This is a genomic window from Streptomyces sp. NPDC030838 (assembly GCF_055572035.1).
The window spans coordinates 101,970-124,311 of record NZ_JBVIED010000010.1 but is presented as its reverse complement, the minus strand read 5'-3'; the positions used below and the strand labels follow the sequence as shown (position 1 = coordinate 124,311).

The window sequence follows — 22,342 nt, the reverse complement described above, 5'->3', positions numbered from 1 at the left end:
TCCTGGATTACGCACAGGACCGGCAGTCCGTGTTCACCGCAGTCGGGACCCCTGATCGGTCGGCAGTTGTGGCCGCCCCGTAGGGTCAGGGCATGGTGAGTGGATTCAGCGACCCGTTCCTCCTGGAGGCCGAACGGCATGCCGCCTGGGGCGCGGCACAACTCGACGCCCTGACCGAGTTCCTGCCCGAAGGCCCGTGGACCGCCGACCTGTCGTCCTGCCTGTACCGGCAGGGAGGCCTGGAACTGCGCGTGGCCGTGCTGGGCACGTACGACATGGACGAGCAGTCCTGGATGTGGGGCTGGGCCAACCCGGGCCTTCAGGGCACCGAAGTCGTCGCCCTGGCCGGCGCGGTCGAGCGATACGGGCGGGCGCAGGGGATCCCCGAGCTGACCCAGGAGGTCCTGCCGCTGTCCGGCTTCGACGACCCGCGGCACGCGGCGGAGCTGCTCGCCTTCACCGGGATGGGAGTGGCCGAAGCACCCGGGTACATCGGCGTTCCGGCGGGACCGGCCACGCAGGTCTACTTCCTGCCCGACGACACACGGGTGCCGCGCACCGGCCTGGATCCCGTGTCACTGCCGCGGACGCTGCTCACCGGTGCCGGACTGATCGGGTACGCGGCTCGGCAGGTCGTCGGCGGGTACTTCGACCACCACGGCGTGCCCCAGCGCGTCGAGGGCGACCGTATCGTCGCCGAGCTGCCCGGCGGCGACGCGATCGAGGTGGACTTCGACGCGCAAGGACGGATCGCCGGCATCGCGACGAAGGTCGGCCACTGACGTCGAGGGGTCTCTCACGCGTGGCGCTGCTCACCGGTCACGGCGTGACCGTGGCGTTCCGGCGCAGGATCGTCGCCGCGTCCTCGACCATCCGCCGTACGATCTCGGCGGCCGGAAGGATGTCGTGGACGAGGGCCGCGGACTGCCCGGTGAACGGCACGAACTCGTGCCCCCGTCCGGTGAGCAAGGCCTCCACGATGCGGGGACCCACCTCGGCGGGTCGCACCTGCTCGGGATGTTCCTCGACGTCTTCGAGGAACGGCGTACGCAGCGACCGGGGGAAGCCGTAGGCGTCGGGCCGGGAGAACGGCGGCATGAACCTGTCGCTGTGGGCCACCTTGATCGTGTCGCGTGCGTCGGCGGCGACGATCCGGGTCTTCCACTCCTCGGCGATCCCCATCTCCACCGAGGCGAGCAGGCGGGTGCCGATGGCCACGCCCTGCGCGCCCAGGGCGAGCGCGGCCGCCAGCCCCCGGCCGTCGGCGATCCCGCCGGCGGCGACGACGGGCGTCTCGCCCGCAACGTCCACGACCTGCGGAACCAGCACCATGGTGGCCACCTCGCCGCCCTGGCCTCCCGCCTCGCCGCCCTGGGCGATGATGACGTCCACGCCCGCGCGTACGGCCTGTTCGGCCTGCTGGACGTCCATGACCTGCTGGATCCACAGGATGCCCGCGTCGTGCGCGCGCCGGACCAGATCGGCGGGCACCCCGAGATGGAAGGAGACGGCAGCCGGACGCTCGTCGAGCGTCGCCTGGAACGCCTCCTCGTTCAGCGGCCGGAGGGTGTGGTTGATCGCGAAGGGCCGGTCGGTCAGTTCCCGCATACGGGCCCACTGGCGCCGCAGATCGGCCACCGGGCGCAACGCCGTGCCCAGGCTGCCGAGGCCTCCCGCCCCACACACGGCCGCGGCGAGGTCGACCTGTTCATAGGGCCCGTACGGTGCACCGATGACGGGCACCTCGATACCGAGTACGTCGCACAGCCGTGTCCGAAGCATGGTCGTCTCCTTCCGGCGCCGCGACCGGGCTGAGCGGAGCCGCTCGACCATGCTGCCCCGGGACCGCACCGGCGCACGGGCCGACGCGCCGTCAGTCCACCCAGGCCCGGGTCAGTCTCCTCCGCCGCCTCCGCAGGAGGAGCCACCCCCGCAGGACCAGCCGCCGCCCCCACAGCCGTGTCCGCCGCTGTCGCCGCCTCCCCAGGACCGCTTCCGCGAGGACCGGCGGCCGCCCCGTGCCGATGAGACGACCACCGCGATGAGGACGATGACCACGATCGTCACGAACTCCATGATGTGCACCCCCGTTTGTCGTGCGTTTGTCGTGCGTGTGTTCCGTGCGTGGGGGATGCCCCGTGTGATCACCGTGCCAAGCGTCAATTGAGGAACTTCAGAGCTTGGCGCCATTACAGGCAGGTCAACCCTGCCCTCACCAGGCCGGCGGCCGGGATGGATCGCCGTCGGTCTCCTCCGGCCAGTCGATGGGGTGGCCGTCCGTTCTGTGGAGGACTCCGGGGTCGGGGGGAAACTCGTCGTTGTGCGGTCCGTTCCAGTAGGCCCGCCGGGTCCGGGGAAGGGGGATCTCCACCAGCTTGCCGTCGTGGATCATCCACAACCCGAAGCAGTCGTCCTCCTCGTCATGGATCAGCACCTGCACCGTCTCCGGGCGAGGCCACGGCAGCGACTCCAGGTGTCTCAGCAGCCCGGACCTGCCGCGCATCGACACGAACTCCGCGCCCCAGCCGAACCCCCAGTTTCCGCCCGGCCGCATCTCGAAGAAGACGCCGCTCCAGGTGCGGGTGTCGTCGCGCCGTGTCAGCGGCTCCATGACCTCGTCCGCGTCCTGCGCCAGCACGATGACCTCAGCGATTCTGCTCATGCCGGAGTATCACCACGAACCGACGGACGAACCAACCGAGTTCTGTCATGGCCCATCCGAGGTGGGCCGGGGGCAGGCGGTCAGGGCAGGATCGAGTCGACGTATCCGCCGTCGACACGAAGGGCTCCTCCCGTCGTGGCCGATGCCTGCTCGGAGCTGAGGTACACGACCATGTGGGCGATCTCCTCCGGCTCGATCAGCCGTTGGAGCAGGGACTGCGGGCGGTGCCGGCGCATGAACGTACGCTGCGCCTCGTCCCAGGGCAGGTCCCGGTCGACGAGTTCGTAGACGAAGTCCTCGACGCCGCCGGTATGCGTGGGTCCCGCGATGACGGAGTTCACCGTCACGCCCGTGCCCGCCGCCTTCTTGGCGAATCCGCGGCTCACCGCCAGCAGCGCGGTCTTGGACATCCCGTAATGGATCATCTCCGCGGGGATGACGATCGCCGAGTCGCTGGCGACGTACTGGACGCGGCCCCAGCCGCGCTCGGTCATGCCCGGCAGATACAGCCGGGTCAGCCGTACGGCGGCGAGCACGTTCACCTCGAAGTAGCGCCGCCACTCGTCGTCGGAGATCTCCAACGGGTCGGCGGCACCGAAGACACCCAGGTTGTTGACCAGGATGTCCACCTGCGGGAGCACCTCCACCACCCGGGCCGCGCCTGCATCCGTGGTGACATCGGCGGCCACCGGCACCAGGTCGGCGCCGGGCGCTTCCCCGGCCAACGACTCGACGCTGCCGGCCAGCCGCTGCTCGTCGCGGCCGTTGACGCCCACGCGGGCCCCGGCCCTGGCGAGGGCGACGGCGATGGCCGCGCCGATGCCCTGTGTGGAGCCGGTGACCAGTGCGGTGCGTCCTGTCAGGTCGATGTGCATGGGCGGGCGAGTCCCTTCGTACGCGAGTGGATACCGCGGTTCGTCAAGTGTGGCGTCCGAGGGCATCGGAGAGGCGCAGGGCGCGAGCGTGCTCGGCCCAATGGGAGCAATCGCTCACGCGGTGAGCAGGGAGTCGTCCTCGGGGCGGGCGCCGGGCAGCTGGTGGCGGGCGGCGATGAGAGCGGCGTCGACGTCACGGGTGCCGGTCGCCACGCACAACGTGTAGGCGAGGTCGTCCATCCTCTGGCGCACCTGAGGGCTTCCCTCCTCGGCATGCAGGATGCGCAGGGTCTCGTACTGTGCGATCAGGTTCTTCAGCACCGCAGGGTGTGCCATGAGCATCGTGAGCCTCCCTCGTCACTGTCATTCACATGAGCCATACGGCGATTCGTGTGCCCCGGGCTCCGGCCACCATTCCTGCCACCCGGCCCTCCATTACCTGACAGGTCATCGACCCCGCCCTGTCCGAATGGGCAAGGTTGCCCGTGCAAGAGCCCGACCGACTCGGAGGACGACATGACCGCCTACGCCATAGCCCACCTTCAGGACGCCGCCCCGCATGCGGAGATCGCCGAGTACATCGAGCGCATCACCGGCACCTTCGAGCCGTACGGCGGACGCTTCCTGGTGCACGGCACGCGGCACGAGACGAAGGAGGGCGACTGGCCCGGGGCGGTCGTGGTGATCGGCTTCCCCTCGATCACCGAGGCGCGGGCGTGGTGGGACTCACCCGCCTACCAGGACATCGCACCGCTGCGTTCCCGGCACATCATGGGCGACATCATCCTGGTGGAAGGGGTTCCCGACGGGTACGACCCGACCACCACCGCACGGGCCATACGGGAGGCCCTGCCGCCGCGGCAGAGTTGACGGGAGAGCCACCGCGGAGACCGCCGCACCAGCGAGTCAGGTCCGCGGCTCCGACGACGACCTCGCGGAGCCAGAGGTGTGCGGGGTCGTCGGTCGCCGCGCCGTGCCACAGGGCGGCGACCGTGTACTCGGGCACGGGCAGCGGCGGTTCGGTGGTCGTCAGGTCCAGGGCGGCGGCGTAGACGGCGGCCGCGTGGGCGGGCAGGGTGGCGAGCGCCGGAACGGTTCCGAGGCGGAGCGCGGCGTCGGCGAAGTGGGTGATGACCTGCAATCAACGAACCACCACCGCGGGCGCGGGGGTTGCTTCTCCGCGAGGTGCCGGGACGGGAGGTTGGGCCGCCCGCTGAGTTGCTCAGGCGGTAGCGTCTGCGTGGTCTCCGTTGCCGAACCACCACTCAACCTCATCAACGCCCGCGGCCCAGGCATCCATGACCCGCTCAATCGTGGGTATGCCCACCGCGCGGGCGATAGTGACGACGCATCCTTGACGCGGCGCTGCGCCGCCTCCTGCCTGAGGAAGTGCCGGCGGCGTGGCACCCGCCGTCTCGCCTTCCGCACCGCCGGACCGGAGTGATGACCGCCGTCATCCGTCACCGAGGTGCGGGCAGCTGCGCGTCGAGGAGCTGTTCCGCCAGCTGGATCATGTGGTCGCCGGGGGCGTCGGTCGCCATGGCCGCTGCGAGGACTTGGGCGCCGTCGAGGATGACCAGGAGCTTGCCGGCGGTGTCGTCGGGGTCCGCGTCGCCGGCTTCGCGGAGCTGTTCGCTGAGCCAGGTCTGCACCTCGGCCTTGTGCGCGACGGCTGCGGCGTGGGCGGGATGGTCCGCGTCGGGGAACTCGCTGGTGATATTGAGTGTGGCGCAGCCTCGGTAGCCGGGCGTGGCCATGTCCTGACGGGTGAGGTCGAACAGGGCCTTGATGCGGGCACGGGGATCCGGCGCCGCTGCCGCCGCCTCGTGGAGCCGCTCCCACCAGTGCTCGTTGCGGGTGACCAGGTAGGCGGTGACCAGTTCGTCCTTGTTGGCGAACTGGCGGTAGAGGGTGGCGTTGGCCACGCCTGCCGTGCCGATCACCAGGTCCATGCCGACGGCGCGGACACCACGGGAGTAGAACAGGTCGCCGGCCACGTCCAGGATGTGCCGTCGCGTCTCCTCGGCCGATCGTCGCACCTGGGGCCTCCTGTTCGGTGAGCGAAAGTCCTCCGACCCATTATGAGACGGATCGTTCTTTTCAGCAACGGCTTGACAGAGAGAACGTTCCGTCTCATTCTCGGAGAGAACGATCCGTCTCATCGGTCGGGTCGCCGGGCGCTGCCGGTTCGGGGCGCCGCACTACCAAGGGAAGACTCATGCAGATCGACTTCACCGGCCGTACCGCCCTGGTCACCGGCTCGACGCTGGGCATCGGCCTGGCCACCGCGGAAGCCTTCGCCCGGGCGGGGGCCCGCACCGTTCTCAACGGGCGCGACGAGGGCCGGCTCAAGGCGGCCGCTGACGGCATACGCGCCCGGGTGCCGGGTGCGGACATCGTCACCGCCGCCGCCGACGTCTCTACCGCCGAGGGCGCTCAGACGCTTCTGGAGGCGGTACCGGAGGTTGACGTCCTGGTCAACAACACCGGCATCTTCGCTTCCACCCCGGTCCTGGAGATCCAGGACGAGGAGTGGCGTCGCTTCTTCGAGGTCAACGTCCTGAGCGGTGTCCGGCTAGCGCGCCAGTACATGCCCGGGATGATGGAGCGCGGGTTCGGCCGCATCGTGTTCGTCTCGAGCGAGACGGCCATCGACACACCGCTCGACATGGTCCACTACGGCATGACCAAGACGGCCCTGCTGGCAGTTGCCAGCGGCCTGGCCAAGGCCGCCGCCGGCACCGGTGTCACCGTCAACTCCGTACTTCCCGGCCCCACGCACACGGAAGGCATCGAGGAGTACATCACCGCCCTCATCCCCGAGGCGGAGACATTCGACGCCGCGCAGCGCGAGTTCATCGCCCGGTTCCGGCCGACGTCGCTGATCCAGCGCCTTATCCAGCCGTCCGAGGTCGCCGATCTGATCCTGTTCACCAGCTCCGTCCGCGCCTCGGCGACCACGGGCGCGGCCCTGAAGGTCGAAGGAGGCACTCTCACCTCCCTCACGCCGTGACGCGAGTCCAGCGCCACCGCCGGCTCAGAGCCCTCCCCAACCAGCTGCCGCGTCAGTGAGCCGCTCGCGCACGACGGTGAGGGCCGGGTTGGTCGGCGCGCCGCGGCGTACCGCGAGGTAGATGGTGTTGAGCGGAGGCGCCTCGGGGTGGTGGAGCTGGGTGATGCGGCCTGCGGCCAGGGCGGGTTCGGCCACGTAGCGCGGTAGCGCGGAGATCCCGGCGCCCGCTTCGACGGCCGCCAGGACCGCACGCAGGTCGGGGGCGACGAGCGCGACGGGGTTGGCGGGGCGGTGACCGAACTCGCTGCGCCAGTAACGGCGCAGGATCGGCAACTCTTCTCCGTAGGTGACCAGCGGCAGTGCGGCCAGGGCGTCGGCCGGGGCGGTGCGCAGCCGGTCGTCGTCCACGGTGCGGGCCATGGACGGCGGGCCGACGAGGAGGAACTCCTCGTCGACCAGGGGGACGGCGAAGAGCTCCTGGTGTGGGGGCCGGATGGCGGAGACGACCAGGTCGAGCCGGTCTGCGGCCAGTTCGGTGAGGAGATCCTGGGCCAGGCCGAACGCCGCACGCAGGTGCAGTCCGCGGCCGGTGAGCGGGGCGAGCGCGGGCAGCACCCGGAGGGTCATGATCTCGGCCGCGCCACCGATGCGTACCGTTCCGCGCAGTGCCGGCTCGGTCTCCGTTGAGCCCAGGGCGTCACGGAGACCGTCCAGGTGCAGGCTCACGCGGGCCGCGAGGGCCGCGGCGCGCGGTGTGGGGGTGACGCCCTTGCGGGAGCGGATGAAGAGCGGCTCCCCGATCTGGTCCTCCAGGCGGGCGAGCTGGCCGGTGACGGCGGGCTGGGTCACGCCCAGCCTCTGCGCGGCTGCGGAGAGGGAGCCTGCCCGGTAGATCTCCAGGAATGTGGCCAGCAGGTCCAGGCTCGGCACGCGTTCTTCCTTCTTTCGTTGCCCGCGGCGCCCGCCACCGGTACGCGAGGTGCGGCAGCTCAGTGTAGGGACGACCTCCCGCTGCCCGTGGTGGGTGTGGGCTGGAGTGGGTTGCTCTTGTCAGCGGTGGGCGTCCGGATAGAGCCAGTTCCGGAAGAGCCTGCTGAGGCAGGGCATGATCAGGAAGGTCAGCAGCGGGGCCGCCACGAGAGGGAAGGCCAGCGCGCGCAGGGGTAGGGGCCAGTCCGTGATCTGCGGGGCGAGGAGCCAGTTGATGCCGAAGGCCACGGGGTAGGCGCCGAGCATCGTCACGAGCGTGGCCTTCCACTTCGGTGGCGCCTTGACCGATTGGTCGGGCAGGCTGAACCAGGTCTCGGTTCCCGTGGTCTGCGGGGGTGATGCGGACACTTCGTGAGCGATGTCGTGGACGCGCTGCAGCCATTCCTGACGCTGAGGCAGGCGGACCCACTGCGTGAGACGTTCCTCGTCGGTGAAGCGAAGGACGCTGTGGTAGATCCCCCGGCCTGCAGGAGGGCGCAACCACGTGACGCCGTCGTGGCCGCAGAACTGGCGCGCGTGGGCCGCGATCTCGTGAGTAAGGGCTTCGAACTGCTCTTCCTTGCCTGGGTCGACGGCCCAGCTGATGACGAGTGTGACGCCTCGAGGGTGCGGGGGCGTGGGCGTGGGCGTCGGGATCGGGGAGGCCGGTCGTTGCGTCATCTGGCCGTCCTTCCGGTACGTGAAGAGGTGCGGTTCACTCGTGCGCGAGCCGCACCCGGTGTTCGTGGTGTGTGGCTGGTGGCCCGGCGTCTCGATCGTCGACGCCGGGCCGCCGGGCCGCCGTGCCGTCAGGCCGCAGGGCCGGTCAGCAGGGTGTAGCGGACGTCTGGGCGCGGATGAGGCCGTCGCGGAAGACGAAGGTGTCCACGCCGTCCTCGACGCGCGCTTCGCCCGCGGTCGCTGCCCATTCGAGGAACAGGACGTCGTCGGCGAAGAGCGGCGCCTTGGGGCTCCACTGCGCGTCCGGGAGATCGGCCAGGACGGCGCCGATGCCCTGCTTGACACCGTCGCGTCCGTGCAGGACGCCGTCAGGAGTGACGAAGACGGCGTCGGGTGTGAAGTTCGCGGCGGTCGCGTCGAGGTCGCCGGAGTCGAGCGCCCGGACGTGGTCACGGAAGGTCTCCTGGGGACTGCGAGTCATCGAAGCGTGCTCCGTTCGGTGAGAGCTGCGGGCGCGTCAGGGGAGGTAGGCGATGCCGTGGGCGCCTTGCGTGGTGTCGGGGTCCCCCGGGTCGATGTCCAGGACCGTTCGCACGGAGCCATCGGCGAGATCGACGACGTGCACGGTGCCCGAGCGGAGGTTGGCGACGAACGCGCGGTCGCCGTCCGGGGTGGTGCGGATCGTGATCGGGACCCGGCCCACGGGCGCGGTGACCAGCGGGGCGAGCCCGTCGGCGGACAGGACCGTCAGCTGCCCGGCCTCGGGCTCTCCCCCGGGGCCGGTGGGTGCGAGGCCGATCAGGACACGGCCGTCCGCGGCGACGTGCACCGGGCATCCGGGAGCGGCCAGCGGTGCGTGTGCGACGACACGGTCGCCGGCGGTGTCGATGACGAGCAGCGTGGCCGGGGCGGAGGCGTGTGCGTCGTAGCGGTGCAGTGCCATGCCGGCCGCGTAGGCGCGGTGGCCGTCAGGCGAGACCGTGACCTCCTCCGTCCCATACGGTGCGGAGATCCGCCCGGCCAGGGTCCGTTCGGCGAGGTCGATCACGGAGATGAACGGGTCGGCCTTGTTGGTCGCGTAGCCTTTTGCGCCGTCCGGCGTGATGGCGAACCAGTGAGGGCCCCGGGCACCGACCTCGATCCGGTCGACCTGCTTGCGGGTGGCGGTGTCGATCACCGCGATCGCTCCGCCGCCGGCGGCCCCGGCTTCGACGGTCGCGTACAGCAGTCCGCGGTCCTGGTCGAGGGCGAGGCCGTGCGGCGCCACCTCCGGTGCGAGCGACACCACCCCCACGACCTTGCGCTCGTGAGGGTCGACGACGGAGATCTCGTGGGCCTTCTCGCCCGGGTCGGTGTAGACCCCGGAGCGGTAGGTGTGCGAGACGTACAGGACGCCGGCCCCCGCGTCGACGGCGATCTCGTGCGGCTGGGCCAGGACGGGAAGGTCGCCCAGCGGGTCGTAGGTCAGGCCGTCGAAGAAACGCAGCGCCGCCCCGGTGGAGGTGACCACGGCCAGGACGGGCCGCTCCCGCTCTCCGCCGTTCATCGCCGGCTGCCCTCGCCGGTCTCCCGGTCGATGAACTCGATCACCTCGTCGTTCGGACCGTAGACGAAAGCGGCCTGGAAGCTCATCGGGTACGGGGCGTCGGTCGTTATCTTCATCGGTCCGGCGAACGGGCGGGCGCCGGCGGCGAGCGCACGCTCGAAGAGGGCGGGGGCGTCGTCCGTACGGATGGCGAAGTGGACCAGCGCGGCCACACGGCCACGCTCGGCGTCGGTGGGCCGGTGCGCGGGATCAAGCGGCTGCGACGCCCCACCGGGCGGGGTGGAGCCTGCGTCGAACAGCTCGATGAGACGGTCGTCACCGGCATCGAGGAACGCGACGCGGGTCGCGCCGCCGCCGAGAGTCCACTCCCGGACGAAGCGGAAACCCAGCCCCTCGGTGTAGAAGGCGACGGAGGCATCCAGGTCGTAGGCGCGGATGGCGATGTGGTCAAGGCCCCGGTTGAGGACAGGAATTGGCACGGGCTTCCCTCTTTCGCAGGCGGGACTGGCGCTGGGTGCGCGGTGCTGGTGGAACTGATCCGACGGCCGGGAGCGGCGGTGGCTCCCGGCCGTCGGATCGGGCTCAGCGCCCTGGTTCAGGCGGAGAGGGCCTTGAGGACGGACTCGGCCGTCGCCGTGCTCGACTGCGGGTTCTGGCCCGTGATGAGGTTGCCGTCGACGACGACCGTGTTGCTCCAGGCGGCACCCGTGCGCGGGACCGCTCCCCGCTCGCGCAGCCGGGACTCGACGAAGAACGGCGTGTTCTCGCCGAGGCCGCCCTGGCGCTCCTCCTCGTCGGTGAACGAGGTCAGGTCACGGCCGGCGAACGTGAAGCTGCCGTCAGCCTTGGACGCGCTCAGCAGACCGGCGACACCGTGGCACAGGGCGGCCACGGTCCTGCCCTGGGCGTCTGCTTCGTTCAGGAGCCGGCCCAGGTCGGCATCCCGAGCGAGATCGGCCATCGGGGCGTGCCCGCCCGGGATGTAGATCGCGTCGTAGTCGCCGATGGTGACGTCGGAGAGGGCCAGCGGTGTGGCGAGTTCATTCGCGATGCCGGCGAGGTACGCCTCGAACTCCTCCGCGTCCGCGGCGGAGACGCCGCCCTGCTCGCTGAGGCTGAGCGCGTCGACGGTGGGCTTCACGCCGCCCGGGGTGGCGATGTCCACCTCCACGCCGGCGGCCTTGAGGACGCGGTGGGAGGCGGCGACCTCCTCGGCCCAGAAGCCGGTGGGGTGAGTTGACCCGTCAGCCAGCTGCAGGGTGGTGGCGGCGGAGATGACCATAAGGATCTTCGACATGGATGTGCCTGACCTTGTCGTGGGGAACGGGATGTCACGCGGCGAGCCGCGTGCCGCCGGGATCCGGCGGCTGTGGGGACAACCCCAGAATCCATCACCAATCATCCAGGCACATCTCGAGCGCCATAAGAATTGTTATGACTCGGGGTGTGCGAATGCCCAGTGGGTCCGGCTGGAGCCACGCCTGCCGACGTCGGGACGACACCGTGGCGGGACCTTCCCGAGCGTTTCGGCAGCTGGAAGACCGTCTATGAACGGCATCGGCGCTGGTCGGCGGCCGGCACGTGGGACCGGATCCTGCATGCCGTCCAGGCCGACGCCGACCTCGCGGGCCGGATCGACCGGAGCATGGTGAGCGTCGACTCGACGTCCTGCCGTGCCCATCAGTATGCGGCGGGGGCACGTAAGAAGAAGCCGCGCGTCCCGAGAAAAGGTCGGCGCCCGGCACCACCGCCCTGACGAAGACCACCTCGGTGGCGACAAGGCATACAGCTCATGCCGCAACCGCCGCCACCTGCGAAGACGCCAGATCAAGCACACCATCCCCGAACCGAAGGACCAGCGGCCAACCGCAAACGGCGCGGCAGCAAGGGGGGCCGGCCCACCGGCTTCGACAGCGAGATCTACAAACGCCGCAACGAGGTCGAGCGAACGATTAACCGGCTCAAGAACTCCCGGGCCATCGCAACCCGCTACGACAAGAGGGCCGGGCGATGCGAAGCCGAAGCTCATCCACGGCCTGCCGCAGTCGGACGTCATCGTCGTCATCATGGTCAGCCGGATGATGCCCCGCTCATCTCCCTGCGCCACAGCAGCTCGCACACGCGCTGCACACCGTGCGCCAGGTGCCGCCGATAGGTGCTGTAAGGCAGGCCGAGCCGCTGTGCGGACGCCTCCTGGGTGCGTGGCCGTTCCAGGAAGGTCGTCACCATTGCCCTGTGCGCTTTGGCGCCACGGGGTTCGTCGAGGAGCCCGGCGACCGCCTCGGTGAGCAGGCGCCTCAGCGCGTCCACCGGATCGGTGTTTCCGTACTCGGCCTCGACGGCGACCGTGCGGCAGGAAAGCAGCGGGTTGGCGCGCAGGTCGTCGGGGTGGTGCAGGGCGCGCAGGGCGTCGCGGACCGCCCGGTCGAAGTCGGCCCGGGCGAGGGTCTCTCCGGCCGGCCGGTCGGTGGCCGGCGTCACGGGCGTGTCGGAGAGGGCCCCCGGCTGGGTGCGGTCGAACCAGATCTCCAGCGGGGTGACCCGCCAGTCGCAGGCGAACATCGTGAAGGTGCGCTCGCGGTCCCACGGTGTGTCGAAGACCGGACGGTGCCCCAGGTGGGACATCAGGGGAGACCACAGCGTGGCGTCGGGGCTGAGGATGAAGGACCAGCCCAGCCCCTGGGACCTGATCCAGTCGACGCAGATACGCAGTTGCATGAGGTGGCCGACGTGGGAGATCCCGCCGTACGTCTCCGGGTCCACCATGAAGCGGCAGAGCAGGAGATGCTCGCCCGGGCGCAGCGGGGCGTTGCGCTCGACGTGGTCCCAGGCCGCCGACACCACCGGGTCGGCGTCGGCCTCCTCACCCCGCCGGGTCAGCCGCAGCCAGGTCATGAAGGCGACGGTCGCGCCGGTGTCGGTCCGCCGGTACACCAGGAACGCCGAGGGCTGGTGCGCCAGCCAGTGGTCCACGATCCGGGCCGAGCGCTCGCCCTCGACCTCCTCGGCCATCCTGACCAGGGTGTCGTGGTCCTCGGGGCGCAGGGTGTCCTCGTAGACGTCCCCTTCCTGGTCCAGGTCCTGGAAGTAGGGCGCCATCGGGCCGTACCGCTTGAGGTAGGTGAGCGCTCGCACCGCGCTCATCACCTCGGAGCCGGACGACGTGCGGACCTGGGCCAGCAGATGGTGGCCGGCCCGCCGGTGCATCTGCTCGTAGCCCTGCGGGTCGCGCCAGCGCAGGTCGCGGTCGAGCACCTCGCGGACGAGGTCGTGGAGGAAGAGTCCGCGGCGGCCGTACTGGGCGAACGGCAGGCCGCGCAGCCAGGTGAACATCGGTCCGGCGTCCGCCTCGCCGATCACCGCCTTCAGCAGTCCCTCGGTCGTCGTCATGGTGTGGGCGGCCGTCTCCAGCGCCATGCGGTGCGTGGGGGAGGGCAGATCACCCACCAGCGCGGCGAGCAGGGCCGCGATGACATCCGGGGTCGGCTCCCACGTCGCCCGCGGGCCGGCGTCGCTGACGGCGACCGATGCCGCGAGGGTCAGTGCCAGGGGGTGGCCGCCGGCGAAGGACAGCACCGGTGCGCGCAGGGCGGTGGCCACCCCCTTGCGCTCCAGCAGGGCTGCGGAGGCGGCCGGGTCGAGTGGTGCGAGCGGGAGGACTTCCAGGGCCTCGCTCCAGGCGAGGTCGACCGTCCACGCCGTACTCGGTGGCAGTCGGCCCGCGATCACCACGACGGCACGCTCGGGCAGGCGCGGCAGGAACCTGTCCCGAAGCCAGCCCTCCAGACCCTGACACCGCTCGAACGCGTCGACGAGGAGGACGATGTCGTCCCCGGGCTCCGCGCCGGCCGCCCTCGCCGCCTCGAACTCGAAGCCGAGCGGCGAGGGGTCGATGAGCCGGCCGTCGACCTCGACGACGATGCGGGCCGCGTCGCGGGCCTCATCGGCGAAACGCCTCAGCAGCGCCGACTTGCCGACTCCTCCGGGACCGTGCACGTAGAGGACGGCCCCCGCGCCCGGCTCCCGCCGCAGCGCGGCCCGGAAGCGTGCCAGCTCGGCCGACCGTCCGACGAACGCCCTGTCCCGCGCGGAGATCAGCCGCTCCGCCAGACTTCCCGGCACCCGCTCCATCGCCATCGCCCTGAAACCCCCTGTGTCCTGGCGTACTTGTGCGTCGGCACGACAAGACACACCGTACGTCGACACGCGGGCGTACCACCGGGCACAGGCGAGCACCACTGAGCAGGAGTGAGCACCTGACCGGTCTGGGGACGCTCCCCGAACCGGAACAGCATGGGCCTTGCCGACGCGGCGGTTCGGGGAAGCCTCGATCGGGGCGGCTGTCCGGTCGGCGGCAGCACGAAAGGTCGTCATGCCCGCTCCCACACACGTGCCGTACGCACCCGCGCGCCGCGCCGGTGCCGCCCTCGCCCTGTTCACCTCGGCACAGTTCCTCGTAGTCCTCAACACGTCCGTCGTGAACGTGGCGTTGCCCGCCGTCGGACGCGATCTCGGCGCCGGGCAGACCGGACTGACCTGGGTCGTGAACGCCTATCTCCTCGCCTTCGGCGCGCTGCTGCCGGTGGGCGGACGGCTGGCCGACCTGTTCGGCCGTCGCAGGGTCTTCGTCGCCGGGCTCGTCCTGTTCACCGCCGGATCACTCGCGGCGGGCATTCCCTCGGGGACCGGTGCGCTCATCGCCGCGCGGGCGGTACAGGGTGCCGGCGCCGCCGTTCTGTCACCGGCCGCCCTGGCGCTCCTGCTGGCGCAGTCCCCGCCGGGTCCGGTCCGCGGCCGGGCACTCGGCCTGTGGGGAGCGGCCTCGGCGGCGGGCGGTGCGGCGGGCGTCCTGCTCGGTGGGGTGCTGACCGATGCCCTGGGCTGGTGGTCGGTCTTCGCGGTGAGCGCGGTCGCCGCCGTCCCCGTTCTGCTGTCCGTGCCGAGCCTCGTCCCCCGTGACGCCCGCGACCGCACCGGTTCGCTCGATCTGCCGGGCGCCCTGGCCATGACCACCGGTCTGCTCCTGCTCGTGTACGGCTTCGGCTCACGGGACGGGTCCGTCGTGCGCGATCTGGTGCCGGCGGCCGGGATCTTCCTGCTGCTGACCCTTGTCTCGATCGAACGCCGTGCGGAGGACCCGCTGATACCTCCCGTGCTCCTGCGCAACCGGTCGGTCGTGGCGGGCAACCTGCTCATGCTGCCGCTCGGCACGGTGTGGGTCGGCACGTTCTTCTTCCTGCCGCTCTACCAGCAGAAGGTCCTCGGCTACGGGCCGCTGACGGCCGGGCTCACCCAACTGCCCCTGGCCGGAGCACTCATGGCGGCCTCCACCCTGGCCGGACGGCTGCGCGGAACGCTCGTGCCCGGCCTCGTCGTCCTCGCCGCGGGACTGTTCTGGCTGGCCCGCCTCCCTCTCGACGGTGCCTTCCTGACCGATCTGCTCGGCCCGACCGTCCTGATCGGCCTCGGCCTGGGCCTCGCCTTCGTGCCGCTGACCGCGCTCGGCGTGACTGGCGTGGACGCGACGCACACGGGGGTGGCGGGCGGGCTCGTCAACACCACGCGACAGGTCGGCGGGGCACTGGGCCTCGCCGTCCTCGCCTCCCTCGCCGCACCGGCGGCCGGCACGGCCGCCGGTCCGGCAGCACTGGCGCACGGCTACCGCCGTGCCCTCGTCGGCGCGGCCCTCATCGCCGTACTGACCGCCATCGGTGCCGGCGTCCATCACAGGATCGGCGCCCGCAAAACGACCGGCGCCCCCCAGGGCGCCGGAGAAAGGGAACCCTCATGAAGCCCTACCTGACCGGCCACTACACCCCGCACGTCGACGAGATCACCGCCCATGACCTGCGCGTCGAGGGACATCTGCCCCCCGAACTGTCCGGGCGGTTGATACGCAACGGCCACAACCCCAAGCCGGGTGTCACCCCCACCCACTGGTTCAAGGGCAGCGGTATGGTGCACGGCATTCGGCTGCGCGAGGGGCGCGCCGAGTGGTACCGCAACCGCTGGGTCCGCACACCGGCCCTGGACGGAGCGCCCTACATGACCGAGAAGGGCCCCGACCTGACGGCCAGCACCGCCGGTACCCACGTCATCGAGCACGCCGGGCGGCTGCTGGCGCTGTGCGAATCCAACCTCCCCTTCGAGCTGACGCCGCGGCTGGAGACGGTCGGGCCGTACGACTTCGACGGCAAGCTGACCAACGTCATGACCGCCCACCCCAAGCAGGACCCGGTCAGCGGCGAACTGCACTTCTTCAGCTCGTCCCCCTTCCCGCCGTACCTGACGTACCACGTCGCCTCGGAGAAGGGAGAACTGCTGCACAGCGAGGACGTCCCGGATGCCGGACCGTCGCTCAAGCACGATTTCGCCGTCACCGAGCGGTACGTGGTGTTCGTCGAGGGAACGGTGACCTTCGACCCGACCGAGACCTCGGGCATCCCTTACGCCTGGAAGGACGAGCAGCCGGCCCGGATCGGGGTGCTGCCGCGCGGGGCGGGCGGGGCCGCGAAGGTCCGGTGGTTCGGCATCGAACCCGGATCGATGCTGCACGCGGCCAACGCCTACGAGGACGAACGGGGGCGCATCGTGCTGGAGGGCCCCACCGTGGACCGGGAGGGCTTCCGGCGGTCGTGGAACTGGTGGGTGGGCTCACCGGAGCGCGGGGCCACCCCCAACTCCCGTTCCCTCAACCGACAGTGGGTCGTCGACCTGACCGCCGGCACCGTGCGCGAAGAGAACGTCGACGACCTGGTCGTGGAGTTCCCCACCATCAACGAGGAACTGGCCGGCCGCAGGCACCGCTACCAGTACGCGATCGCCTTCCCGGACGACCGCGGTGCCGGCAACTTCGGCGTTGTCAAGTACGACCGGATCACCGGTGCCCGTTCCCTCCTGAACGTCGGCGACGGGCGGCTGCCCAGCGAGGCGGTCTTCGTCCCCGCCGAGCACGGCACCTCGGAGGACGACGGCTATCTGCTGACCGTCGTCAGCGACCTGCACGCGGACGCCTCCCAGCTCCTCGTCCTGGACGCCACCGACATCACGGCCGCTCCCGTCGCCACCGTGCACCTGCCGCGCCGGGTCGCCGCCGGAATCCACGGCTCATGGGTCGCCGACCGGGACTGACCCCTCGCAGGACCCGCACCCCCCCCCGCAGAACCGACGTACAGAGAAGGAAGTCGTGAAGGACATCGACCGCTCGGCCCCCGTCGTCGTCGAGCTGACCACCACCATCGAGGCCACTCCCGAAACACTCTGGGCGTTGCACACCGACGTCGACGCCTGGCCGGACTGGCACGAGGGCATCGACAAAGCCCGCCTGACCGGGGACTTCTCCGAGGGCGCCGTCTTCGACTGGGAGACGGCCGGCATGAGCATCAGCTCACGCGTGCTGGAAGTACGACCCCTGCGCCGCACCGTGTGGGGCGGCCCCGCCCACGGCATCGACGGCATCCACGTCTGGACCTTCGAGCCCACCGCCGACGGCACGGCCGTCACCACCCTCGAATCCTGGGCGGGCGCACCGGTGGAAGCCGACCCGGAGGGGATGCGCGCGGCCCTGGAGGGGTCCCTCGTCGCATGGCTGGAGGCCCTGAGGGCCGCCGCCGCGCGCTGCGATGACCGAGCCGGGACGGCCAGGTCTTAGACCGGGACGGCCAGGCCTTAGACCCGTCGCCCGTCGCACGCACGAGGGCCCGTCGGTTTGCCGACGGGCCCTTCGCGATGTGAGTCTTCCGTTGATCGGAAGAGGGGGGCCATGAGCGGCGACGGAACCACCAGGGTTGGGGACCGGGTACAGCGGGCGCGGGACCGGCTCTTCGCGGGGAGAGCGGCCGAGCTGGGCGTCTTCCGCTCCGCGCTGTCCGGTGACGCGAAGGCACCCGCGGTGCTGTACGTGCACGGGCCCGGCGGCATCGGGAAGTCCATGCTGCTGCGCCGCTTCGCGGCCGAGGCGCGGGCGGCGGGACGCGACGTGGTCGAGGTGGACGGCCGGCTCGTCGAGCCCACGCCCGAGGCGTTCGAGAAGGAGGCCGGGGCGGTGCTCGCCGAAGAGCGGGCCGTCCTGCTCGTCGACACCTTCGAGCGCTGCCAGGGCCTCGAGGGCTGGCTACGGGACCGGTTCCTGGTCCGGTTGCCGGCCGGCGCACTCGTGGTCATCGCCGGGCGACAGCCACCGGACGCCGGGTGGACGTCCGACCCGGGGTGGCTGGAGCTGCTGCGCACAGTGGCCCTGCGCAACCTCACCCCGGACGAGGCGACCGCCTTCCTGCGAGCCCGTGGCGTGCCGCGGGAGACACGGCCCGCCCTGCTCGCCTTCACCGGCGGACATCCCCTCGCCCTGGCACTCGCCGCGGCGGTGGCGGAGCGGGACGCGACCGGATCGGCCGGCTGGGAACCCGGCCGGGACGCGATCGCCACCCTGCTTCCACGACTGGTCGGTGAGGTCCCGTCACCGGTGCACCGCCGGGCCCTGGAAGTGTGCGCCCACGCGTACCTGACCACGGAGACGCTGCTGCGTGCCGTACTGGGGGACGAAGCGGCGCCGATGTTCGCCTGGCTGCGTGGCCTGCCCTTCGTCGAGTCCGCCCGCAGCGGCCTGTTCCCGCACGATGTGGTGCGTGCGGTGCTGGAGGCGGACCTGCGCTGGCGAGACCCCGAAGGGTACGCCGAGTTGCACAACCGACTCAGCCGCCACCTGTTCGAACAGATCCGGACAGCTCCCGAGAGCGGGATGCTCGCCGCCGTGGGCGCGTTCATGTACCTGTACCGGACCGACCGGCACATGGCCGCCTACAACAGCTGGCGCGGCGAGGGCGAGGTGCAACTGACCGCCTGCGAACCGGCCGACCACCACACGGTCCTGGGCCTCGCGACCGAGGTCGAAGGGCCCTCGTCGGCGGCCGTCGCGCGGTTCTGGCTGGACAGGCAGCCGGAGGCGTTCCGGGTCTGCCGGTCCACGCGGGACGGCCGAATCGTGGGTTTCTCGGCCTGGCTGCGGCTGGCCGAGCCCTGCGGCGAGGAGGTCGACCCCGTGGTCGCGGCGGCCTGGGAGCACGCCCGGAGCACGGCCGCCCTGCGCTCCGGCGAGCATCTGGCCGTGGCCCGCTTCTCCGTGACCTCGCCGGACCACCCGAAGATCTCGCCGGTCGAGGATCTCCACCAGTGGCGGGCCCTGGCCGAGGTCGCCCGCTCCGACGGAGGGCTGGCCTGGTCGTACGTCGCCATACGGTCCGGAGACTTTTGGCGGCCCTACCTGACGAGCCTCGGACTGACGCCGATCGAGGACCGACCGCGGGTCGGCCGGCTCACGTACGACCTGTACACGAGCGACTGGCGGGCGCAATCGATCCGTGCCTGGGCGGAGGAGAAGACCCGGCTGATGCTGTCGGGCGTGCCCGGAGTGCCCGAACCGGCGACGCCCGGGCCGGGCACCGAGTTCGCCGTACTGTCCCGGCCGGAGTTCGACGCGGCGGTACGGGACGCGCTGCGCGGGCTGTCCCGGGCGGAGAACCTCTCGATGAACCCGCTCGCCCGCAGCAGGGTGGCCGCCGGGCAGGGGATCGAGCTGCGGGAACTGCTGACCCGGGCCGTCGACGCGCTGCGCGCGGAGCGGGGCGGCGAGAAGTACCACCGGGCGGTGGCGGCGACCTATCTGCACGGTGCGCCCACCCAGGAGGCGGTCGCCGCACGACTGGGGCTGCCCTTCAGCACCTACCGCAGGCACCTGGGCACCGGCATCACGCGGATGTGCGACGCGCTGTGGCGCCGGGAGATCCACGGGACGGGCACCCGCTGACACCGGTCACCAAAGTGAGCACAAGCGAGCAGTCGCGGGCACCGGACCTGTCTGGTGGGTGAGCGCCGCGCGGACCGAGGGTGGCTCCTGTCGCTGAATCGATACCAGGAGGCACTGAGATGGACACAGTCGTGGTGGGAGCCGGACCCGTCGGCCTGACGGCCGCGATGCTGCTGGCCCGGGAGGGGCACCGGGTCACCGTGCTCGACCGGGACCCGGGCGCTCCCGAGGGCGGCCCGGAACGGGCGTGGGACGCGTGGGAGCGGCACGGGGTCAACCAGTTCCGGCATCCGCACATCCTGCTGCCGGCGGCGTTCCGGACACTGGCGGACGAACTTCCGGAGGTGGTCTCCGAGTTGACGGCGCTGGGTGGGGTGCCGTGCAATCTGCTCGCCGGCGCCTGGGAGCTGGACGCGATCGGCGGCCGGCGCCCGGGCGACGAGCGGTTCGCCATGATGGCCGCACGCCGCCCGGTCGTCGAGGCCGCGCTCACCGCCGTGGCCGCCCGCGTCCCAGGGCTGACCGTCCGCCGCGACACGGCCGTCTCCGCCCTGCTGGCCGGCCAGGAGCGGGTGCCGGGACGGCCGCATGTCGCCGGGGTGCTCACCCGGGGCGGTGACGTCGTGCACGCCGACCTGGTCGTCGACGCGGGCGGCCGGAACTCGCCTGTGGGCCGGATGCTCCGGGACCTCGGCGCTCCCGGGCCGGTGGAGGAGCGGGCCGAGACCGGATTCCTCGCCTACACCCGGTACTTCCGGTCCGCCGACGGCAGGCTGCCGAAGTGGCCGGTGTGGCGGGTGGCGCACTACGACACCGTGTCGACCGTCGCCATCGAGGGCGACTCCGGAACGTGGGCGGTCTCCCTGGGGGTGTCCGGAGGCGATCGCGCACTGCGGGCCCTGCGCGAACCCGGCGCCTGGCACCGGACGGTGGCGCTCTTCCCCGACATCGCCCACCTGGCCGAGGAGGGCGAGCCGATGAGCGGGATCATGGCCATGTCCGGCATGGAGACCAGGCACCGGCAGTTCGTGATCGACGGTCTGCCGGCGGCGACCGGCCTGCTGAGCATCGGTGACGCCTGGGCGACCACCAACCCCCTCTTCGGCCTGGGCATGTCCATGGGTGCCCTGCACGCCACCCTCCTGCGCGACCTCCTGCGCACGGAGGGCACCGGCGACCCGGAGAAGCTCGCCCTCCGGTTCGACGAGATCACCCGGGCCTCGCTGTCCCCGATGCAGCAGGGCCTGGCGGAGTGGGACCGGCACCGGCTCGCCGAGATCGACGCCGCGATACGCGACGTCCCCGCCCCGTACGAGACCAGGGACCGCGACTGGCACTTCAAGAGGGCGCTGGACACCGCGAAGCTGCGGGATCCGGACCTGCTGCGCGCCTTCGCGGACACGGGCACGCTGCTGGCCACCGCCGAGGAGACGTTCACCGACCCCGCCCTGGCGGAAAAGGTCGCCGAACTCGGCCGCAAGGCACCGCACTACTCCGATCCGGGCCCCTCCCGCGCCGAACTCCTGACCGCCATCGCGGGCACGGCCGCGTGAGCCTCCCGGCACTCCGGCGGCGGTTCGTGCCCTGAGCCGGGTCGCGGTGGCGCGGGGCGCAGACGCCGTCGGCGGACGGCCGGCCCGCGTGGGGCCCGGGCGCGGACGGTCCGCACGGCCGGCAGGCCGTGGGGTGACCGGGGTTCGGCTCGGCACGGAAGGGTGGTCGACGTCCTACGCGCTGACCGGCCCGAGACGCAGCCGCTCGACCCCGGCCTCAAGGTCGAGCACGAGGGCGCGTTCGATGTGGGCGCGTCCTCCCGGCAGGTGACGGTGGTGACGGTGGTGACGGGGATGGCGCTTTGCTGCGGCAGCGCACCTCCCGACACAGCACGGCTTTCTGGGGCCAATGACGAAAAAAGGGGCCCACCGTCCCCGGGAGGCGCCGGCCCTCGCAGCGAGGGAGGCGCCGGTGAGACGATGGCGGCAGCCCCGTGGTTCCGTCCCCGCCGGCCCGCGGGGGTTGCTCGAGGTGGTTTCACGGACAATGTCGCCAAAAGCCATCTCTACTTCTGTTGCGGTGCGACGGCCTTGAGCCAGTCCTCGACGGCGAGGACATCTGCCCACTGCGGGAACAGCTTCTCGGTGAGTACTTGGTGCACCTCGGGGTCGGTGTCGAGGCAGGCATCCGCCAGGACGGTGAGGCCGAAGTCCAGGTCGATGGCGTGCCACAGGGTGGACAGCACTACAGCGCTGGTGGCGATGCCGGTGAGAACGAGGCTGTCGATATCTCGGGCTCGGAGTACCAGGTCGAGGTCGCTGCCCGAGAACGCGCTCCCCCGCCTCTTGGTAACCACCACGTCACCCTGCTGGGGCGCAACGTCGTCATGAATCTCGGTGCCAGGGGCGCCCTCGGTGAACAGGCCGGCCCGCACGGCGTTTGTCATCACCTTGTTGCGAGGGCTGACTTCTGGGTCACCCGGCCGTAACCGGAGCACCACGTAGATCACGGGGATGCCGGCAGCCCGGGCACCGTCGATCGCCCTGCGCAAGCGCGGAAGATATCCGGAACCGTCGTCTGCGACGGCCACGACGTCCCGTTGGACGTCCATAACCAGAAGTGCGCTGTTCGCCATGCTTGCCGTCCCTTCTCCGTTCGTGAACACGAGCAAGTCTGGTGGATCAACCGAGCTGCGGTGGAGGTTTCGGAGATCGTCATCAGCGTCGCGCCGCAGTGCGCCCATGACCGGTGTGTACAAGGCCGTGCGGGTCTGCGGCGGTGGCCATGAGGCGAGCGGGAG

At 71.2% G+C, this 22,342-nt stretch carries 21 protein-coding genes and 1 pseudogene; 9 read left to right on the top strand and 13 right to left on the bottom strand.

Annotated elements, in window-relative coordinates:
- Positions 1 to 92 precede the first annotated feature (92 nt).
- Positions 93 to 782 (top strand): DUF6882 domain-containing protein, encoded by a 690-nt coding sequence (locus ACZ42A_RS24830; protein WP_468529443.1) that lies wholly within the window; start codon positions 93 to 95, stop codon positions 780 to 782.
- Between the two features lie 37 nt (positions 783 to 819).
- On the opposite strand, the gene ACZ42A_RS24825 is transcribed toward ACZ42A_RS24830, so the two are convergent.
- From ACZ42A_RS24825 to ACZ42A_RS24810, 4 genes are all read right to left on the bottom strand, one after another.
- On the bottom strand, positions 820 to 1,782 hold the full coding sequence (locus ACZ42A_RS24825) for an NAD(P)H-dependent flavin oxidoreductase (RefSeq protein WP_468529442.1): 963 nt from the start codon (positions 1,780 to 1,782) through the stop codon (positions 820 to 822).
- Positions 1,783 to 2,212: 430 nt separating this feature from the next.
- Positions 2,213 to 2,662 (bottom strand): hypothetical protein, encoded by a 450-nt coding sequence (locus ACZ42A_RS24820; RefSeq protein WP_468529441.1) that lies wholly within the window; start codon positions 2,660 to 2,662, stop codon positions 2,213 to 2,215.
- A gap of 80 nt (positions 2,663 to 2,742) precedes the next feature.
- Complete coding sequence (locus tag ACZ42A_RS24815; protein ID WP_468529440.1) at positions 2,743 to 3,537, bottom strand: SDR family NAD(P)-dependent oxidoreductase; 795 nt, start codon at positions 3,535 to 3,537, stop codon at positions 2,743 to 2,745.
- 114 nt (positions 3,538 to 3,651) lie between these two features.
- On the bottom strand, positions 3,652 to 3,879 hold the full coding sequence (locus tag ACZ42A_RS24810; protein ID WP_468529439.1) for a DUF5133 domain-containing protein: 228 nt from the start codon (positions 3,877 to 3,879) through the stop codon (positions 3,652 to 3,654).
- A 174-nt stretch (positions 3,880 to 4,053) separates the two neighbouring features.
- Here ACZ42A_RS24810 and ACZ42A_RS24805 point away from each other — a divergent pair, with 174 nt between their 5' ends.
- Entirely contained in the window at positions 4,054 to 4,407 is a 354-nt protein-coding gene (locus ACZ42A_RS24805; RefSeq protein ID WP_468529438.1) for a DUF1330 domain-containing protein, read from the top strand.
- A 590-nt stretch (positions 4,408 to 4,997) separates the two neighbouring features.
- Here the strand turns inward: ACZ42A_RS24805 and ACZ42A_RS24800 are convergent.
- Positions 4,998 to 5,576, bottom strand: a complete 579-nt coding sequence (locus ACZ42A_RS24800; protein ID WP_468529437.1) for a TetR/AcrR family transcriptional regulator — start codon at positions 5,574 to 5,576, stop codon at positions 4,998 to 5,000.
- A 179-nt stretch (positions 5,577 to 5,755) separates the two neighbouring features.
- Between ACZ42A_RS24800 and ACZ42A_RS24795 the strand changes: the two genes are divergently transcribed.
- Positions 5,756 to 6,550, top strand: coding sequence for an SDR family NAD(P)-dependent oxidoreductase (locus tag ACZ42A_RS24795; RefSeq protein ID WP_468529436.1), 795 nt, complete (start codon positions 5,756 to 5,758; stop codon positions 6,548 to 6,550).
- A gap of 24 nt (positions 6,551 to 6,574) precedes the next feature.
- Here ACZ42A_RS24795 and ACZ42A_RS24790 read toward each other — a convergent pair whose 3' ends face one another.
- From ACZ42A_RS24790 to ACZ42A_RS24765, 6 genes are all read right to left on the bottom strand, one after another.
- A complete protein-coding gene (locus tag ACZ42A_RS24790) occupies positions 6,575 to 7,480 on the bottom strand; it encodes a LysR family transcriptional regulator (protein ID WP_468529435.1) in 906 nt (301 codons plus the stop codon).
- 120 nt (positions 7,481 to 7,600) lie between these two features.
- Entirely contained in the window at positions 7,601 to 8,200 is a 600-nt protein-coding gene (locus tag ACZ42A_RS24785; protein WP_468529434.1) for an antibiotic biosynthesis monooxygenase, read from the bottom strand.
- 145 nt (positions 8,201 to 8,345) lie between these two features.
- A complete protein-coding gene (locus tag ACZ42A_RS24780; RefSeq protein WP_468529433.1) occupies positions 8,346 to 8,681 on the bottom strand; it encodes a nuclear transport factor 2 family protein in 336 nt (111 codons plus the stop codon).
- A gap of 36 nt (positions 8,682 to 8,717) precedes the next feature.
- The gene (locus tag ACZ42A_RS24775; protein ID WP_468529432.1) at positions 8,718 to 9,746 is read right to left on the bottom strand and encodes a YncE family protein; all 1,029 of its coding nucleotides are present in this window, start codon (positions 9,744 to 9,746) and stop codon (positions 8,718 to 8,720) included.
- Positions 9,743 to 10,225: a VOC family protein gene (locus ACZ42A_RS24770; protein ID WP_468529431.1), complete on the bottom strand. Its 483-nt coding sequence runs from the start codon at positions 10,223 to 10,225 to the stop codon at positions 9,743 to 9,745. The genes ACZ42A_RS24775 and ACZ42A_RS24770 overlap by 4 nt, the downstream gene beginning before the upstream one ends.
- Before the next feature lie 116 nt (positions 10,226 to 10,341).
- A complete protein-coding gene (locus ACZ42A_RS24765; RefSeq protein WP_468529430.1) occupies positions 10,342 to 11,043 on the bottom strand; it encodes a type 1 glutamine amidotransferase domain-containing protein in 702 nt (233 codons plus the stop codon).
- Positions 11,044 to 11,247: 204 nt separating this feature from the next.
- Between ACZ42A_RS24765 and ACZ42A_RS24760 the strand changes: the two are divergent.
- Positions 11,248 to 11,751 (top strand): annotated as a pseudogene (locus ACZ42A_RS24760) (transposase); the annotation flags it as partial.
- Positions 11,752 to 11,816: 65 nt separating this feature from the next.
- Here ACZ42A_RS24760 and ACZ42A_RS24755 read toward each other — a convergent pair.
- Entirely contained in the window at positions 11,817 to 13,868 is a 2,052-nt protein-coding gene (locus tag ACZ42A_RS24755; RefSeq protein WP_468529429.1) for an ATP-binding protein, read from the bottom strand.
- Positions 13,869 to 14,118: 250 nt separating this feature from the next.
- On the opposite strand from ACZ42A_RS24755, the gene ACZ42A_RS24750 reads away from it, so the two are divergent.
- From ACZ42A_RS24750 to ACZ42A_RS24730, 5 genes are all read left to right on the top strand, one after another.
- Positions 14,119 to 15,537, top strand: coding sequence for an MFS transporter (locus tag ACZ42A_RS24750; protein WP_468529428.1), 1,419 nt, complete (start codon positions 14,119 to 14,121; stop codon positions 15,535 to 15,537).
- The gene (locus ACZ42A_RS24745; RefSeq protein WP_468529427.1) at positions 15,534 to 16,877 is read left to right on the top strand and encodes a carotenoid oxygenase family protein; all 1,344 of its coding nucleotides are present in this window, start codon (positions 15,534 to 15,536) and stop codon (positions 16,875 to 16,877) included. Before ACZ42A_RS24750 ends, ACZ42A_RS24745 begins: the two co-directional genes overlap by 4 nt.
- A 55-nt stretch (positions 16,878 to 16,932) precedes the next feature.
- On the top strand, positions 16,933 to 17,397 hold the full coding sequence (locus ACZ42A_RS24740) for an SRPBCC family protein (protein ID WP_468529426.1): 465 nt from the start codon (positions 16,933 to 16,935) through the stop codon (positions 17,395 to 17,397).
- A gap of 111 nt (positions 17,398 to 17,508) precedes the next feature.
- On the top strand, positions 17,509 to 19,548 hold the full coding sequence (locus ACZ42A_RS24735; protein WP_468529425.1) for an ATP-binding protein: 2,040 nt from the start codon (positions 17,509 to 17,511) through the stop codon (positions 19,546 to 19,548).
- Positions 19,549 to 19,667: 119 nt separating this feature from the next.
- The gene (locus tag ACZ42A_RS24730; protein ID WP_468529424.1) at positions 19,668 to 21,101 is read left to right on the top strand and encodes an FAD-dependent oxidoreductase; all 1,434 of its coding nucleotides are present in this window, start codon (positions 19,668 to 19,670) and stop codon (positions 21,099 to 21,101) included.
- Positions 21,102 to 21,607: 506 nt separating this feature from the next.
- Here the strand turns inward: ACZ42A_RS24730 and ACZ42A_RS24725 are convergent.
- Positions 21,608 to 22,177: a cysteine hydrolase family protein gene (locus ACZ42A_RS24725; protein ID WP_468529612.1), complete on the bottom strand. Its 570-nt coding sequence runs from the start codon at positions 22,175 to 22,177 to the stop codon at positions 21,608 to 21,610.
- Between the last annotated feature and the right edge of the window lie 165 nt (positions 22,178 to 22,342).